This is a genomic window from Bradyrhizobium sp. Arg816 (assembly GCF_029989365.1).
Lineage (GTDB): Bacteria > Pseudomonadota > Alphaproteobacteria > Rhizobiales > Xanthobacteraceae > Bradyrhizobium.
Genome location: NZ_JAPRAQ010000023.1, coordinates 20480 through 36131, shown reverse-complemented (window position 1 = coordinate 36131; position 15652 = coordinate 20480). Strand labels below are relative to the sequence as shown.

General features: G+C 64.3%; 13 protein-coding genes. 3 read left to right on the top strand and 10 right to left on the bottom strand.

Going from position 1 to position 15652, the window contains the following annotated elements:
• Positions 1-38: 38 nt before the first annotated feature.
• The 4 genes from OWC48_RS36125 to OWC48_RS36110 form a co-directional block, all read right to left on the bottom strand.
• The gene (locus tag OWC48_RS36125; RefSeq protein ID WP_282524264.1) at positions 39-1115 is read right to left on the bottom strand and encodes a BMP family ABC transporter substrate-binding protein; all 1077 of its coding nucleotides are present in this window, start codon (positions 1113-1115) and stop codon (positions 39-41) included.
• A gap of 77 nt (positions 1116-1192) precedes the next feature.
• A complete protein-coding gene (locus tag OWC48_RS36120) occupies positions 1193-2110 on the bottom strand; it encodes an ABC transporter permease (protein WP_282524263.1) in 918 nt (305 codons plus the stop codon).
• Entirely contained in the window at positions 2097-3188 is a 1092-nt protein-coding gene (locus OWC48_RS36115; protein ID WP_282524262.1) for an ABC transporter permease, read from the bottom strand. The genes OWC48_RS36120 and OWC48_RS36115 overlap by 14 nt, the downstream gene beginning before the upstream one ends.
• The gene (locus OWC48_RS36110; protein ID WP_282524261.1) at positions 3172-4743 is read right to left on the bottom strand and encodes an ABC transporter ATP-binding protein; all 1572 of its coding nucleotides are present in this window, start codon (positions 4741-4743) and stop codon (positions 3172-3174) included. The genes OWC48_RS36115 and OWC48_RS36110 overlap by 17 nt, the downstream gene beginning before the upstream one ends.
• Positions 4744-5317: 574 nt before the next feature.
• Between OWC48_RS36110 and OWC48_RS36105 the strand changes: the two genes are divergently transcribed.
• Positions 5318-6427, top strand: coding sequence for a hypothetical protein (locus OWC48_RS36105; protein WP_282524260.1), 1110 nt, complete (start codon positions 5318-5320; stop codon positions 6425-6427).
• 196 nt (positions 6428-6623) lie between these two features.
• On the opposite strand, the gene OWC48_RS36100 is transcribed toward OWC48_RS36105, so the two are convergent.
• From OWC48_RS36100 to OWC48_RS36075, 6 genes are read right to left on the bottom strand one after another with little or no spacing between them, the layout of a single operon-like run.
• A complete protein-coding gene (locus tag OWC48_RS36100; RefSeq protein WP_282524259.1) occupies positions 6624-7109 on the bottom strand; it encodes a nucleoside deaminase in 486 nt (161 codons plus the stop codon).
• Positions 7110-7122: 13 nt separating this feature from the next.
• Positions 7123-8655, bottom strand: a complete 1533-nt coding sequence (locus OWC48_RS36095) for an ABC transporter ATP-binding protein (RefSeq protein ID WP_282524258.1) — start codon at positions 8653-8655, stop codon at positions 7123-7125.
• Positions 8652-9335: a cysteine hydrolase family protein gene (locus tag OWC48_RS36090; protein WP_282524257.1), complete on the bottom strand. Its 684-nt coding sequence runs from the start codon at positions 9333-9335 to the stop codon at positions 8652-8654. The genes OWC48_RS36095 and OWC48_RS36090 overlap by 4 nt, the downstream gene beginning before the upstream one ends.
• Positions 9336-9346: 11 nt before the next feature.
• Complete coding sequence (locus tag OWC48_RS36085; RefSeq protein ID WP_282524256.1) at positions 9347-10273, bottom strand: ABC transporter permease; 927 nt, start codon at positions 10271-10273, stop codon at positions 9347-9349.
• A gap of 1 nt (position 10274) precedes the next feature.
• The gene (locus OWC48_RS36080) at positions 10275-11387 is read right to left on the bottom strand and encodes an ABC transporter permease (protein WP_282524255.1); all 1113 of its coding nucleotides are present in this window, start codon (positions 11385-11387) and stop codon (positions 10275-10277) included.
• The gene (locus OWC48_RS36075; protein ID WP_282524254.1) at positions 11384-12496 is read right to left on the bottom strand and encodes a BMP family ABC transporter substrate-binding protein; all 1113 of its coding nucleotides are present in this window, start codon (positions 12494-12496) and stop codon (positions 11384-11386) included. Before OWC48_RS36075 ends, OWC48_RS36080 begins: the two co-directional genes overlap by 4 nt.
• A 399-nt stretch (positions 12497-12895) precedes the next feature.
• On the opposite strand from OWC48_RS36075, the gene OWC48_RS36070 reads away from it, so the two are divergent.
• Together OWC48_RS36070 and OWC48_RS36065 are read left to right on the top strand one after the other, a co-directional pair.
• Positions 12896-14170 carry an allantoate amidohydrolase gene (locus OWC48_RS36070; RefSeq protein WP_282524253.1) on the top strand — a complete coding sequence of 425 codons (1275 nt, stop codon included), beginning with the start codon at positions 12896-12898 and terminating at the stop codon, positions 14168-14170.
• A gap of 101 nt (positions 14171-14271) precedes the next feature.
• Positions 14272-15645, top strand: coding sequence for a hypothetical protein (locus tag OWC48_RS36065; RefSeq protein WP_282524340.1), 1374 nt, complete (start codon positions 14272-14274; stop codon positions 15643-15645).
• Positions 15646-15652: the final 7 nt, after the last annotated feature.

The window sequence follows — 15652 nt, the reverse complement described above, 5'->3', positions numbered from 1 at the left end:
CGGGAGGAGCAGGTGATCTAGGCAAAGCAAGAAGCGTGCTACTTGCCCGGAAGCTTGTCGTCGATGCCTTTGACATAGAAATTCATGCCGAGGATCTGGCCGTCATCGAGGTGATCGCCACCTTTGCACTCGACGGGCTTGCCGTCCTGCCCAACGACCGGGCACTTGAATGGATGCAGCTTGCCCGCTGTGATCGCGGCTTGGGCATCCTCGGCGATCTTCTTCACGTCGTCGGGCATATTGGTGTAGGGCGCCATCGCGAACATGTGACTGTCGAGGCCGCCCCAGCTGTCCTCGGACTTCCAGGTGCCGGCGAGCTCGGCCTTGACGCGCTCGATGTAGTAAGGGCCCCAGGTGTCCAGGATCGAGGTGAGCTGGGTCTTCGGCCCGAACTTGATCATCTCGGAATCCTGGCCGAAGGCGAGCTTGCCGCGTTCGCTGGCAATCTGCATCGCCGCCGGCGAATCCGTGTGCTGCATGATCACGTCGGCGCCTTGGTCGATAAGCGCCTTGGCGGCGTCGGCCTCCTTGCCCGGGTCGAACCAGGTGTTGGCCCAGATGATCTTAACCTTGATGTTCGGATTGATGGTCTGCGCCGCGAGGATCGTCGCGTTGATGCCGGAGACGACCTCCGGAATCGGGAACGAGCCGATATAGCCGAGCACGCCGGACTTCGACATCTTGGCCGCGATCAGGCCCTGGATGTAGCGGCCCTGCCACCATTTGGCCGAGTAGGTCGACATGTTCGGATTGCGCTTGTAGCCGGTGGCGTGCTCGAAATGCACGTTCGGATATTTCTTGGCGACCTTCAGCGTCGGGTCCATGTAGCCGAACGAGGTCGTGAAGATCAGCTTGTTGCCGGCGCGGACGAGCTGCTCGATGGAGCGCTCGGCGTCGGGGCCTTCGGGCACGTTCTCGAGATAGGTGGTCTCGATCTTGTCGCCGAGCTCCTTCACCAGGGCCTGGCGCGCGAGGTCGTGCTGGTAGGTCCAGCCCAAGTCTCCGATCGGACCCAGATAGATGAAGCCGACTTTCAGCTTGTCGGCGGCGGAGGCTGCACTGACGCTTCCGGCAAGCAAGAGCCCGGCAGCCAGCGCAAGAAGTGATTTCCTCATCATCAATCTCCAAACATCAGGGGACAGCCACGGTCCGCAACGTACGCGCCCCATTGCGCACGCCGCGGAAATGAAACTTAGCGGTCCGGCACGAACACGGTGCCGAGCGCGGCCGGCGCGGTCGAGCCGCCAGTGCGCGCGCGGGAGAGCAGGACCAGGACGATGACGGTTGCGAGGTAAGGCAGCGCCGACATGAATTGCGAGGGAATGCCGACGCCCCAGCCTTGCGCATGTAGTTGCAGGATCGTCACCGCGCCGAACAGATAGGCGCCGACCACGAGCCGGCCCGGCCGCCAGGACGAAAACACGACCAGCGCCAGCGCGATCCAGCCGCGCCCCGCGGTCATGCCGGGAATGAAGAACGGCGTGTAGGCGAGCGGCAGGTAGGCGCCGGCAAGGCCTGCGCAGGCGCCGCCGAACATCACGGCGAAGGTGCGGATGCGCAGCACGGGGTAGCCCAGCGCATGCGCGGAGACATGGTTGTCGCCGCAGGCGCGGAGGATCAAACCCGCCCGCGTGCGGTACAGGAACCACCAGACGCCGATGACGAGTGCGATGGAGAAATAGACGAAGGCGTCCTCGCCGAACAACACCCGGCCAATCAGCGGCATGTCCGTGAGGCTGGGAATATAGAGGTGCATCGCGGGCGTGATGCGCTCGCCGACGAAGCCGGCGCCGATCAGGCCGGACAGGCCGACGCCGAGGATGGTCAGCGCGAGACCCGTTGCAACCTGGTTGACGGCGAGCCCGAGCGCCATCAGCGCGAACACCAGCGACATCAGCGTGCCCGCGACGATGCCGAACAGCGCGCCGATGAAGATCGAGCCGGTGAGCCACGCACCCGCAAAGCCGCAGGCCGCGCCGACGATCATCATGCCCTCGACGCCGAGATTGAGTACGCCGGAGCGCTCGGTCACGAGCTCGCCGGTCGCCGCGATCAGGAGCGGCGTCGATGCGGCGAGCACCGCGAGGATGATGGCTTCAACCAGTTCCACGGGTCACCTGTCGGTTCGGGAAAACCAGCTTGAAGCGATAGAGAATGAGGGAATCGCAGGCGAGGACGTAGAACAGGAGGATGCCCTGGAAAACCTTGGTGACGTCCAACGGGATCTTCATCGCGATCTGCGCCTGCTCGCCGCCGATAAAGGTCAATGCGAGAAAAAGGCCTGCAATTAGTATTCCAAGCGGGTTCAGCCGGCCGAGGAAGGCGACGATGATCGCGGTAAAGCCGTAGCCGGGCGAGATGCCGGGCTGGAGATGCCCGACCGGACCCGCGACCTCGATGATGCCGGCGAGCCCGGCGAGCGCGCCGGAGACCGCGAAGGTCAGGATGATCAGCTGGTTGGCGTTGAAGCCGCCGAATCGTGCGGCGCGAGGTGCCGCGCCGACCACGCGGATCTCGAAGCCCTTGATGGTGCGCCCGAGCAGGATCGCGGCGGCCGCGACGACGAGCAGGGCGATGATCGAGCCGAGATGTAACCGGCCGCCTTCGATCAGCAGCGGCACCGTTGCGACCGGATCGAACTCCGCGGTGGTCGGGAAGTTGAATCCATGCGGATCGCGCCAGGGTCCACGTACGAGATAGTCGAGAAAGAGGTCGGCGACATAGACCAGCATCAGGCTGGTCAGGATTTCGCTGGCGCCGAACTTCACCTTGCAGATCGCCGGGATCAGCGCATAGAGCGCGCCTGCTGCGGCGGCGAGCACGAGCATGACCGGAAGCACCCAGGCGCCGGCATCGGTGCCCTGCGTCTTCACCGCGATCCAGCTTCCGGCCACCGCGCCGATCAGGAATTGGCCCTCGGCGCCGATGTTCCACGCGTTGGCGAGATAGCACAGCGACAACCCGATCGCGATCATCACCAGCGGCGTCGCCTTCACCGCGATCTCCTGCAGTGAATAGCCGTCGGTCAACGGCGCGATGAAATAGGCATGCAGAGCGAGCAGCGGATTCTTGCCGAGGATCGCGAACAGGATGATCATGGTCACGATCGTCAGCCCGATCGCGATCAGCGGCGAGACCAGCGCGATCGTGTTGGAGCGCTCGACGCGCTTCTCAAGCACCAACTGCATGCTCGGCCTCCTTCGGCTCCAGGCTGCTGCCCCCCATCAACAGGCCGAGTTTTTCGCGCGTGGCTTCGCTCGTGGCAAGCGGCGCCGACAGCCGGCCATGGAACATCACGGCGATCCGATCGGCGATCTCCGCGAGCTCGTCGAGATCCTGGCTGGTGACGAGCACTGCGGCGCCTGCGGTTGCGAGATCAAGCAGCGCCTGGCGGATCACGGCGGCGGCGCCGGCATCGACGCCCCATGTCGGCTGGCTCACCACCAGCACCGCGGGGTTGCGCAGGATCTCGCGGCCGACGATGAACTTTTGCAAATTGCCGCCGGACAGGCTCGCCGCTTCCGGATCCCGCTTGGCCTTGCGCACGTCGAACGTTTCGGTCGCGCGGTCCACGGTTTTTAGTGTCGCCGCGGTGTCGATGAAGCCGTGATGAACCATGCCGCTGGCGGCGTGCCCGGTGAGCAGCGCGTTCTCCGAGAGCTTCATGCGCGGCGCGGTGCCGTGGCCGAGCCGTTCCTCCGGGACGAAGGCCGCGCCCAGCTTGCGGCGCTGCGTGATCGAGAGGTGGCCGGCGGCGATGCCTTCGATCACGACGGTGCCGGGGTCGTTCGACAGGCGTTCGCCGGACAGCGCGGCGAACAGCTCGTCCTGGCCGTTGCCGGCGACACCGGCGATGCCGAGGATCTCGCCACCCTTCAGCTCGAACGAGATGTGCTCGAGCCGGACGCCGTGCGCCTCGCTCGGCGCCAGCGAGAGATCGTTGACGACCAGCCGCGGCACCGTGGTCTTCCGGCCGGCAGGTGCCTTCACTTCCTTGATCTCGCCGCCGACCATCATGCGCGCGAGCGAGGCCGCGGTCTCGAGCCGGGGATTGCAGGTGTCGACCTTCTTGCCGCCACGCAGGATCGTGGCGGTGTCGCAGAGGCGCTTCACCTCCTCCAGCTTGTGGCTGATGTAGAGGATGGCGCGGCCTTCGGCCTTGAGGCGCTCCAGCACGATGAAGAGCTGGTCGGCTTCCTGCGGCGTCAGCACGGCGGTCGGCTCGTCCAGGATCAGGAATTTCGGGTCCTGCATCAGCGCGCGCACAATCTCGATGCGCTGGCGCTCGCCGACGGAGAGCTGCCAGACCTCGCGCCTGGGATCGAGCGGCAGGCCATAGGTCTTCGACACCTGCTCCAGCCGCGCTGACATGTCCTTGAAGGACTCTTTGCCGTCGAGCCCGAGCGCGACGTTCTCGGCGACGGTCAAATTGTCGAACAGCGAGAAATGCTGAAACACCATGCCGATGCCGCGGCTGCGCGCTTCGGATGGACCCGACAGCACGATGGGCTGGCCCCGCCAGCGGATCTCGCCGGCGCTGGGCTGGATCAGCCCGTAGATCGCCTTGACCAGCGTCGACTTGCCGGCGCCGTTCTCGCCGAGCAGGGCATGGATCTGTTTCGGCTGGATCTCGATGCTGATGGAGTCGTTGGCGAGGAAATCCCCATAGCGCTTGGTGAGCCCGATCGTCTGAAGCAGAGGGGGCTCGCCGGAATGCAGGTCGTTGGACGTCTGGTCTAACATTCGCTGATGCGCTGGCACGGGGTGAAGTGCCTCAATTGTGGGCTAGTTTGAACCGTCGCGTAAGATGTGAAAAAGCGTCATCCCTTGCTCAACGCTTCGGCAGGCGGTCTGTGTCGCGAGTCGCGGCCCTTGTCAGTCGATGATCGTCGTCAACCGAGATCAGGGAGAGCCATTGCGGCGGCCTCCCGCGAGAGACGCCTGTTGCAAATTTGTGACGGCTCAAACCAAATCGGAACCCGCTGTGCAGGCTTGACGTGAAGTAGAGCAAAGTCGCGCCGGCGCGCGTATGCAATTCCCGACCGCGCCAACCGTCGCCGTCGTCAATTGTGTCTGCATTCTTGCGCCGCCACAAAAGACAAATGAAATCAAACGGGAATGTTCGGCATCGCGTCACCGCGCGCACGCAACAGCGAAACGGAAAAAATCCTCGAATTCCTGGGTTGAAAGGCCGCCTCCTGCCGAAACAAGCGGCATGCCTTGAAAGAAGTTGAGGCTTCTCACTCCGGGAGATCGGCGCAAGTGTCGCACCCAAGGGGCGTTCATTTTTACGTGTCCAAACTTGGGGGTATTCAGGATGTCGTTTGGTTTCAAGGCAATCGCAGCCGCGGCGCTGTCGATTGCTACACTCGCTACCAGTGGCCTGGCTCAGGCAGCGGACCTGCCGGTCAAGGCTGCCAAGAAAGCGTCGGACGTCCCGTTCTTCCTGGTGATCGACAACCGCGTCACGTTCTCCTGGATGCCCAAGGGCACTGACCCCGGCATGTGGAGCGTCAATCCGAACGGCAGCATCAACGGTACGACCGCCAAGCAGGTCTATTCGTTCACGCACTTCGATCTCTGGGCCTACGGCACCAACTTCTTCACCATCTCGATGTTCAAGTCGGGTCATAACGACCCTGCTTCGCCCTGTATCGCACCTGGTCTATCTTCCTCCTTCGGTGCAGCCGACTGCGCCGGCGCGACCGAGATCTACGGCCTGTTCCGGTCGACCTTCGGCTGGAACCAACTCTTCAACACCAAGGCCTTCACCACGGGGCCGCTGCAGAACATTTCGTTTGAAGTCGGTATGGATGGCAATTCCGAGAACACATTCTTGGCGCCCGCCAAGCGGGACGTCGTTGCCGGTCTCCAGTTCGCCTTCGATCTTCCTTACAAAGGCTACATCAACGTCGCGCCCTTGATGTACTGGGAGTTCTCCAACCACAACGCCTTCACTCAGTGCGGCAGCGGTTTTGCTGGCCCCCTCCCGGGTGTGAGCTGTAACTCCGATGGCAATGTCAGCTACAACCCGACCTGGGCCGTCGAAATCAACTACTACATGGACCTCGGCTTCCTGCCGCCGAACATGCAGTTCTGGTCGATCAGCGGCCGCGCCGGCTGGTACGGACCGAAGGGCGACTCGAACGGCCTGCCTGCGCTCTCGGGCCCCGGCCGGTTCTCGACCGCCTCCAAAACCGAGCTGAACAGCGAGCCGATCCGCCTGACCTTTGATGCCTCGAAGGCGGTCTGGGGTGACAAGTACTCGCACTTCGTCGATCTCTGGGTTGCCTATCGCTACTGGCAGAACAAGTTCGGCCTCGACCACAACGCCATGGCCGGTGTCTGCACCGTCGCGGCGACTGGCCAGAGCACCAAGAGCTGCACCGAGTCGACGGTTTACGGAGGTATCACTGTGAAGTTCTGATCGGCTGAGTCTCCAAGCTACAACGATGGCGCCGCGCAGAGATGCGTAGCGCCATTCTGTTTTTGAAGCTCCAGAGTGTAGAATCGTAGGGTGGGCGAAGGCGCAAGGCGCCGTTGCCACTATCTTTCCAAGCGATTGGCTATTGGTGGGCACGCTTCGCTTTGCCCACCCTACGGTACCGGTTGTTGCGAAGCGGCTACTTCGTCCACACGCCGTCGTGCAGCGCTTCGGCTTCGTCCTCGAGCAGCGGCCCCACAACCTCCGTTGGCCGCTGGCCGCTGGCAAACACATGACGGCACGGCAAGTCGAGCGTGGGGTTCTCGGGATGGTTGCCGGTGACGCCCCGCAGGCGGTGCTCGCTGAGGCCGTAGACCACGCGGCCGATGCCGGCCCAGTAGATCGCGCCGGCACACATCGCGCAGGGCTCTGCGGAGGAATAGAGCGTGGCTTTCGCCAGCACCTCACGGTCGAGCATACGGCAGGCTTGCGAGGCCGCGAGGCGCTCGGCATGCGCAGTGCCGTCGTGGTCGGGCATGTAGCCGTTCTCGGTCTCGATCAGCACCTTGCCATCGGCATCGACGACGACGCAGCCGAACGGATGGTTGCCATGGGTGAGCGAGCGGCGCGCGACCGCGAAGGACAGGCGGAGGAAGTGCTCGTCGCGCTCGGATCCGCCGCCCATCGCTCGTCCCTGGTCAATGCCCCGCCATATGCCGGCCGACCACGGTGAGATCGGCTTGGCTGGTTCGTGCTTCATACACGAATTCGCCGTGGAACATCACCACCAGACGATCGGAGAGTTCGAGCAATTCGTCGAGATCCTCGCTGACGAGCAGCACGGCGGCGCCACGGTTGCGGGCGGCCATGATCTCGGCGTGGATCTGCGCCACCGCCGCGAAGTCGAGGCCGAAGCAGGGATTGGCCGCGATCAGCACCTCGACGTTGCCGCCAAGCTCGCGCGCCAGCACGGCGCGCTGCACGTTGCCGCCCGACAGCGCCGCGATCGGCGTATCGGGCGTGCGGGTCTTGATCTTGTACTGCCTGATCTTCCTCTTCGCATCGTCCCGGAAGGCGCCGCGGTTGAGCCACCAGCCGCCGCTGGCGAAGGGCGCGCGGTCGAACTCGCGGAAGGCGATGTTGTCGGCGACGCTCATGCCACCGACGCAGGCGTTCTTCAGCGGCTCCTCGGGCAGGAGCGACATCTTGTGGCGCCGCATCTCCTCGCGGCTGGCGTGATAGGAATCGCCCGCGACGCGAATTTCACCACCCTCCTGCTCGCGCTGGCCGGCCAACACCTCGACCAACTGGCGCTGGCCATTGCCGGAGACGCCGGCAATGCCGACGATCTCGCCGGCGCGAACCGTGAGTGAGACGTCGTGCACGGCAATGGCGCCTGCGTCGTCGAGCGCGCGGACTTTTGCCAATTCCAGCCGGGCCTGGCCGGCTTCGCCGGTGCGCAGCGGCTGCACGGTCAGTTCTTCGGCGCCGATCATGGTTCGCGCCATCGCATCCGGTGTGAGTTCGGAAACCTTGCCGGCACCTGCGAGCTTGCCGCGGCGCAGGATCGTGACGTCGTCGGCGAAGGCCATGACCTCGCGGAATTTGTGCGTGATCATCAGGATGGTCAGCTCGCCCTTGACGACCATGTCGCGGAGCATGCCGAGCACTTCGTCGGCCTCCGCGGGCGTCAGCACCGAAGTCGGCTCGTCCAGGATCAGGAAGCGGCGCTTCAGATAGAGCTGCTTGAGGATCTCGCATTTCTGCCGCTCGCCGGCCGAGATGTCGGAGACCTTTGCGCCGAGCGGCACCTTGAAGGGCATCCGCGCCAGAAAAGCCTCGAGCTCCTTCATCTCCTTCGGCCAGTTCACCACGGCCGGCACATCGTCGCGTGCCAGCACGAGGTTTTCCGCGACCGTCATTGCCGGCACCAGGGTAAAATGCTGGTAGACCATGCCGAGGCCGAGCGCGTGGGCGTCCTTTGGATTTGCGATCGCCTGCTCGCGGCCGCCGACGAGGATGTCGCCTTCGGTCGCGCGGTAATAGCCCATGATGCATTTGACGAGCGTCGATTTGCCGGCGCCGTTCTCGCCGAGCAGCGCGTGGAACGAGCCCGGCCGCACCTTCAGCTCGACATTGTCGAGCGCCAGGAAGTCGCCGAAACGCATGGTCATGGCGATGGCGTCGACGCCGAAGGCGCCTGCCGGCGGTGGCGTTTCGCCGATGATCACGAGATCGCCCCGATGAAGGCATCCGACGTCGAGACCGCGCCGAACACGCCGCCCTGCATCTTGATCATCTTCAGTGCATGCTCGTGGTTGCTCTTGTCGGTGGCGCCGCAGCAGTCGTGCAGCAGGACGCATTCGAAGCCGCGGTCGTTGGCCTCGCGCATCGTGGTGTGAACGCAGACGTCGGTCGTGATGCCCGTCAGCACGATGTTCTCGATGCCGCGCACGCGCAGGATCAGCTCCAGGTCGGTGGCGCAGAACGAGCCCTTGCCGGGCTTGTCGATGATGGGCTCGCCCGGCAGCGGCGCCAGCTCCTCGATGATGTCCCAGCCCGGCTCGCCGCGCACCAGGATACGGCCGCACGGGCCGGGATCGCCGATGCCGGCGCCGATCTGGCGCGAGCGCCAGCGCTTGTTGGCGGGAAGGTCGGAGAGATCGGGGCGATGGCCCTCGCGGGTATGGATGATGTGAAAGCCTTGCGCGCGCATCGCTGCGAGCAGCTTCTTGATCGGCTCGATCGGCGCCCGCGTCAGAGAGAGGTCGTAGCCCATCTTGTCGACATAGCCGCCGATGCCGCAGAAATCGGTTTGCATATCGATGATGATGAGCGCGGTGTTCTCGGGGCGGAGATCGCCATTGTAGGGCCAGGCATAGGGCTCGGACTTGATATAGCGCTCGGGCATGATTTCGCTCTCTAGCGGGTGATCGACAATTCGGCCGGGGCTCCGGTCAGCGTGCGTTTCGGCGAGCAGGTGATGATCATGATCGCCAGCGTCAGGATGTATGGGGCGGCGTTGAAGAGGTGATAGCCGGAGGTGACGCCGACCGATTGCAGTGCAGGGCCCAAGGCCGCGGCACCGCCGAAGGCGAGCGAGGCCCACAGGCAGAGCATGGGATCCCAGCGCGCGAAGATCACCAGCGCCACCGCCGTGATGCCCTGGCCTGAGGAGAGGCCCTCGTTCCAGCTTCCGGGATAGAACAGCGACAGGAAGGAGCCGCCGATGCCGGCGAGGAAGCCGCCGACCATGGTCGCGCGCAGGCGGATCAGCAGCACGGAATGGCCCATTGCGCGCGCGGCGTCGGAGCTCTCGCCGGCGGTACGGATCAAAAGGCCCCAGCGCGTGGTGCGGAAGGCCCAATAGAGGATTGGCGCGAGCGCGACGCCGATCAGGAACAGGACGTTGACGCGCAGCGCGGCGCGCACCTGCGGGATGTCGCTCCACCAGCCAAAATCGATCGCGGGCAGGCGTGGCGCGGTGGGTTCGATCAGCGGCTTGCCGAGATAGAAGGCAAGGCCGGTGCCGAACAGCATCAGTGCAATGCCGACCGCGATATCGTTGACGCGCGGCAGCGAGCAGATGCCGGCGTGCAATGCGCCCAGCAATGCACCTGTGATGCCGGCGGCGAGCACGCCAAGCCAGGGCGATCCCGTGAGATACGAGATGCCGTAGGCGCTCATCGCGCCCATCACCAGCGTGCCTTCGAGGCCGAGATTGATGCGCCCGGAGCGCTCGGTGATGCATTCGCCGAGGCTCACGAACAGGAACGGCGTGGAGACGCGGATGGCGCCGCCCAGCACGGCGAGGGGGACAGTCCAGAGCCCGATCGATCCATCTGCCATCTCAGGATTTTCCCTTCAAAAATCCAATGCGGCCGTAAAGTGCATCGCTGGCCAGCACGAAGACGAAGATGATGCCCTGAAGCACCAGAACGGATGCGTCGGGCAATCCGAGACGGCGCTGCAGCAGGCCGCCGCTGGCGCTGATGCCGCCGAGCAGGATCGCGACGGGAATGATCGCGAGCGGATTCTGCCGGGCAAGGAAGGCGACGAGAATGCCGGTGAAGCCATAGCCCGCCGCAAGGTTGGCGTTGGTGCGTCCCTGCACGGCGGCGACCTCGACCATGCCGGCAAGGCCCGCGGCGCCGCCGGCGAGGAAGCAGATGGTCAGGATCAGCTTGCTGACGCCGAGGCCGACGATCTTTGCGGCGCGGATATTGCCGCCGGTGACGCGCGCGGCGAAGCCGAACACGGTGTGATAGATCAGGACGTAGGCGGCGATCGCGGCGATCAGGCCGAAGACGAGGCCCCAATGCACGTCGGTGCCGGGAATGCTGCCGATCATGTTGGCCGCGCCGATCTCACGCGTCGACGGCTTGTTGAGGCTGGCGGGATCGCGCATCAGCCCCTCAACAAGATGATTGAGGATCGCGAGCGCGATGTAGACGAGCAGCAGGCTCGAGATGGTCTCGTTGACACCGCGATACTGGCGCAGCGCGCCCGACAGCATGATCCACAGGCCGCCGCCGACTACGCCGCCGATGACCATGGCAATTTGCACGACGAGCGGCGGCATGCCCTGAAGCGCCAGCGCGGCGCTGGTCGCCGATAGCGCGCCGATTAGGAGTGCGCCTTCGCCGCCGATGATGACCATGCCGAGCTGTGCCGGCAGTGCGGTGCAGAGCGCGGTGAGGATCAGCGGCGCAGCACGCGTCAACGTATTCTGCCAGGAGAACCAGGTGCCGAAAGCGCCGTAATACATGTAGAAATAGAGATCGAGCGGGTTCTTGCCGAACATCGCGACGAAGATGCCGAAGACCACGAGCGCGCCGGCCAGCGCCGCGCCCGGGATCAGGATGTATTCGATTGTCGCGCCGTGGCGCTGGAAAAAGCCGGGACCGGCGGCCGAGGCAATTGTCCCGGCCGCTTCAGTGGAATCCGCGGCTTCCGTTGTCACGAAGTCGCTCCGATCACGCCTTCGACCAGGTAGTCCATCTTCTCCAGCTCAGGATCCTTCTGGCCGCGATCGGTACCGGCTGCGATCACCGTCTTGCCCTTGTTGTCGACCAGCCCGCCCTTGAAGATGGCGTAGCCCTCTGCCGACAGGAATTTGGCCTTGACCTCGTCGGCGTGCTTGCGCGCCTCGGCGGAGACTGCCTCGCCGTAGGGCGAGGTCTTGACGATCTCTTCCTTGAGTCCGCCGCGATAGAAGTTCGGGATGCTTTCGCCGGCGGCGATCATCTTCACGAACTTCGGATAGAGCGCTTCCCAATTCCACTCGGCGCCGGTGAGATACGCCTTCGGCGCCAGCGGCGACTGGTTGGTGTGATAGCCGCAGACGAAGGCGCCGCGGCGTGCCGCGTTCTCGACCATGGTCTTCGGACCGTCGACGTGGCAGGTGAGTACGTCGACGCCCTGATCGATCAGGCTGTTGGTGGCTTCGGCCTCCTTGACCGGCATCGACCAATCGCCGGTGAAAATGACCTGCGTGGTGGCCTTGGGATTGGCGAGCCTGGCGCCGAGCGCGAAGGCGTTGATGTTGCGCAGTACCTGCGGGATCGGCTTGGCGGCAACGAAGCCGAGCTTGCCGCTCTTGGAGGTGTAGCCGGCGACGATTCCCGAGATGTACTGGGCCTCGTCGATATAGCCAAAATAGCTGCCGGCGTTCTTCGGATCCTTGTCGCTCCACAGGCCGCCGCAGTGCTCGAAGCGTAGCTTCGGGAACTTGGTGGCCATCTTGATCATGTGCGGGTTGTAGTAGCCGAACGAGGTCGGGAAGAGCAGGGTGGCGCCGTCGAGGTTGATCATGGACTCGATCGTCTTCTCGACCGCGTCGGTCTCCGGCACCTTCTCTTCCTCGACGACCTTCAGACCCGGAATTTTCTTCAGTGCCGCCGCGCCCTGCGCATGCGCCTGGTTGTAGCCGTAGTCGTCGCGCGAGCCGACATAGATGAAGCCGATGGTCGTTTCGGCCGCCAAGGCCGGCCGGACGCCCGCTGCTGCACCGAGAGTGAGGGCCGCGCTGCCTTGCAATAAATGACGTCGTGAAATCCTGCCAAAATCCATTGCCTGCTCCCCTTGGCGGATGCACCGCCCCAATCTCTCGGCTGCGCCGGTCTGGCGGAGCCTGGGGATAAAATGTCGCAAGCTTCGTGCCAGAGGCCACGGAGCGGTCAATTGATGTGAAGGCATTGAAAAGTATAATGTTTATGAATTTTCAGAATCCCGCCGAGCAAATCGTCAGATTAATTTTTGAGCAGAATATATTAATTGTATGCAATGGAGTTGAGCAGCCAGGCCAGCTCGCGTGTGGGCATGACGGGAGCTACGGTCTGCCGGCAACCCGCATTCATGCTACCCACGCGCGGATCGGGACCGGGTTGGTGATTTTTCGCTGGCACCGAACTTGTATCGATCGCCGCCAGGACCGCCGCCGCGGTCCCAAGAGATGGGAAGCTCGCCGAGATGGTTGCTGGTAACGCCGTTCAGAACGCATCGCTCGGCGAGGAGATCCTGCGCGGGATCGACGAGCTCGCCGCGATCTCGGAAGACGGCGACAAGCTCACCCGCATCTATCTCACCAACGAGCTGCGCAAGGCCGCTGACCTCATCCTGGGCTGGATGCGCGAAGCCGGCATGGGCGCGCATCTCGATGCGATCGGGAATGTTTGCGGACGCTACGAAGGCGAGCAGCCGGGGGCGCCCTGCCTGATGCTCGGCTCGCACTACGACACGGTGCGCGATGCCGGCAAATGGGACGGACCGCTGGGGGTGATCACGGCGATCGCCTGCGTCGCCGATCTCAACCGCCGCGGCAAGCGCCTGCCGTTCGCGATCGAGGTGATCGGCTTTGCCGATGAAGAGGGGGTACGTTTCGCCTCGACGCTGCTCGGAAGCCGGGCGGTGGCCGGCACCTTCGACGAGAGCGTCCTGAACACGCGCGACCGCGACGGCGTGTCGATGCGCGATGCGCTCGTCGCGTTCGGCCTCGATCCCGATCACATCGGCGCGGCCGCGCGGGCCCGGCGCGAACTGCTCGCCTATCTCGAATTGCACATCGAGCAGGGCCCGGTGCTGGAAGCGCAGAACCTGCCCGTCGGTGTCGTCACTGCGATTGCGGGCGCGACACGGCTCGCTGCGCGGCTGACCGGCATGGCCGGTCACGCCGGCACCGTGCCGATGGCGCTGCGCCGTGATGCGCTCGCCGGCGCGGCCGAATGCATCGGCGCGATCGAGCAGTTCTGCCGCACCGACGAGAGCGGGCTGGTCGGCACGGTCGGCTATATCCAGGCGAGGCCCGGCGCGACCAATGTCATCCCCGGCGAAGTGTCGTTCACCATCGACATGCGGGCACCGACCGACATGCATCGCAAGCGCGCGGTCGCCGACGTCGTCCGGCAGATCGAGGCCATCGCCAAGCGCCGGCAATTGGCGCTTCAGCTCGACGTCACTCACGAGAACCGCACCGCGCCTTGCGCGCCCTGGCTGAAGGATCAGATCGCGCAGGCGATCGCTGCCGAAGGCGCCTCGGTGTTCGAGCTGCCGAGCGGGGCAGGGCACGACGGCATGGCGATGATCGATATCGCCGATGTCGGCATGATCTTCGTCCGCTGTCGCGGCGGCATCAGCCACCACCCGGACGAGCACGTCGAGCTCGCCGATGCCGACGCCGGCGCGCGCGTGCTGCTGCGGGTGATCGAGAATTTCAGGCCGCGGGAGGGCCGTGCCGGCGCGAACTGATTGCCTGAAGCCCGCAAGTCACCGGGTAGAGATACGAATCAGTCATGTTTAAAATGGTGGCCGCCATCACGGGGTCACGAGACATCAGCCGATTGACGCATATGAACAGCGACATCTCATTTCCATCACATCGTGAGAACCGGTTCTACCAGGGGATGGCTGCGACCTTTGTCGCCAACGCGCTTCAGGCGGTCAATTTTCTCGGTGATCGCTTCCTGAGACAATCGCATCATGCGTTGTCGGACATCGAGGACTTGTACCGGCACTCGATGGACAGCGCCTTTTCGGTGACCGAGGCCTTCCTCGTCACGGGAGCGCCGCACGCTTCCGCCTATTATCCGCGCGACTTCGCCTGGTTTTACCCCGACGTCCTCGACCCTGAAACCATCATGGATGCGCAGGACGCGGTCCGTCGGGCGCGCCTGCTCGAAAAGAGCGTTCGCCTCCTGCTGGAGGCGGTTCGCGCCGACGTGGTCACGACGACGATCGTTCCTGCGGGACGCGGGCGGTACCTCGGCGTGAATTATTTCTCGCGGCCCTCTGACACGCTGCTCGGCATTCTCGCCGGTCTCCAGCAGATGATAGGTGCCGACGAGAGAGCGTCGTCCTATCTGGCGATGTCGCAATGCGCACATGCCGGCCGCCTGCTGCTGGCCGAATATGGCGTCGACCTGAAGCGCGCGATCCTCCGGCTTGCGAGCGAACTGGAGCCATTTGATCACGACGGCACCAGATATCTGCTGTGCGATGCCGGCGGGCCTCGCTCTGCGGCAACGGATACGCGGGCCGAGCGCAGGCGCTTCGTCACCAACGCCTGCGTCTACACGACGTTCGTGTGGGGCGTGCAGCTCGGGATCGTCGACGAGAACGAACTGAAGCGGCTGCTCGGTCGCGACCTTGCGCAGTACAAGAGAGATCTGCTCCGCTTGTTCGGCAAGGACGGCTATATCAGGCATTCGCTTGACGGCCCGGCGGGCGCACCGGTGTCCTTGGTGGCCCTGGATTTCGTCAGCGTGCATCGCGGCTTCTGGGACATGAACGATGCCGGCGAGCGGGCGCTGTTTGCGGCTACGACGGATCTGATCATCGCCGAGCCGCGCTTTCGCATCCCCAGCACGTTCCACTTTCTGGTGTCCGCGGATAATCCACGGAACAAGATGATCCACAAGATCGCGGCGCCGGCCTATCAGGGGCGTTCGTCGTGGCCGACATTCAATGTTGAATTCGCGGATCGGATGCTGGATTTTGATGAAGCCTTAGGGAGCGATACCTATCGGGCTTGCGCGCAGGGGATATTGAAGGACATTCGGACCGCGACCGAAGTCCATGGCGGCTATCAGGAGCTGATCTCGGAGCAGGGCCTGAAGTATCGCACCTGGGCGTATAAGGGCGCCGTGGCGCACTCATGGTTTCCGCGCTTCCTGTCCGTCTGGAGGAGGGCGTATGGAACGCCACTCCTCCGGTGGGATGACTGATCCGCGG

Coding starts and splice junctions, on each gene's coding strand:
- OWC48_RS36110 (WP_282524261.1), bottom strand. CDS start 4,743: ATGTTAGACCAGACGTCCAACGACCTGCATTCCGGCGAGCCCCCTCTG.
- OWC48_RS36085 (WP_282524256.1), bottom strand. CDS start 10,273: ATGGCAGATGGATCGATCGGGCTCTGGACTGTCCCCCTCGCCGTGCTG.
- OWC48_RS36065 (WP_282524340.1), top strand. CDS start 14,272: ATGAACAGCGACATCTCATTTCCATCACATCGTGAGAACCGGTTCTAC.
- OWC48_RS36070 (WP_282524253.1), top strand. CDS start 12,896: ATGGTTGCTGGTAACGCCGTTCAGAACGCATCGCTCGGCGAGGAGATC.
- OWC48_RS36090 (WP_282524257.1), bottom strand. CDS start 9,335: ATGCCCGAGCGCTATATCAAGTCCGAGCCCTATGCCTGGCCCTACAAT.
- OWC48_RS36105 (WP_282524260.1), top strand. CDS start 5,318: ATGTCGTTTGGTTTCAAGGCAATCGCAGCCGCGGCGCTGTCGATTGCT.
- OWC48_RS36075 (WP_282524254.1), bottom strand. CDS start 12,496: ATGGATTTTGGCAGGATTTCACGACGTCATTTATTGCAAGGCAGCGCG.
- OWC48_RS36125 (WP_282524264.1), bottom strand. CDS start 1,115: ATGAGGAAATCACTTCTTGCGCTGGCTGCCGGGCTCTTGCTTGCCGGA.
- OWC48_RS36115 (WP_282524262.1), bottom strand. CDS start 3,188: ATGCAGTTGGTGCTTGAGAAGCGCGTCGAGCGCTCCAACACGATCGCG.
- OWC48_RS36100 (WP_282524259.1), bottom strand. CDS start 7,109: ATGGGCGGCGGATCCGAGCGCGACGAGCACTTCCTCCGCCTGTCCTTC.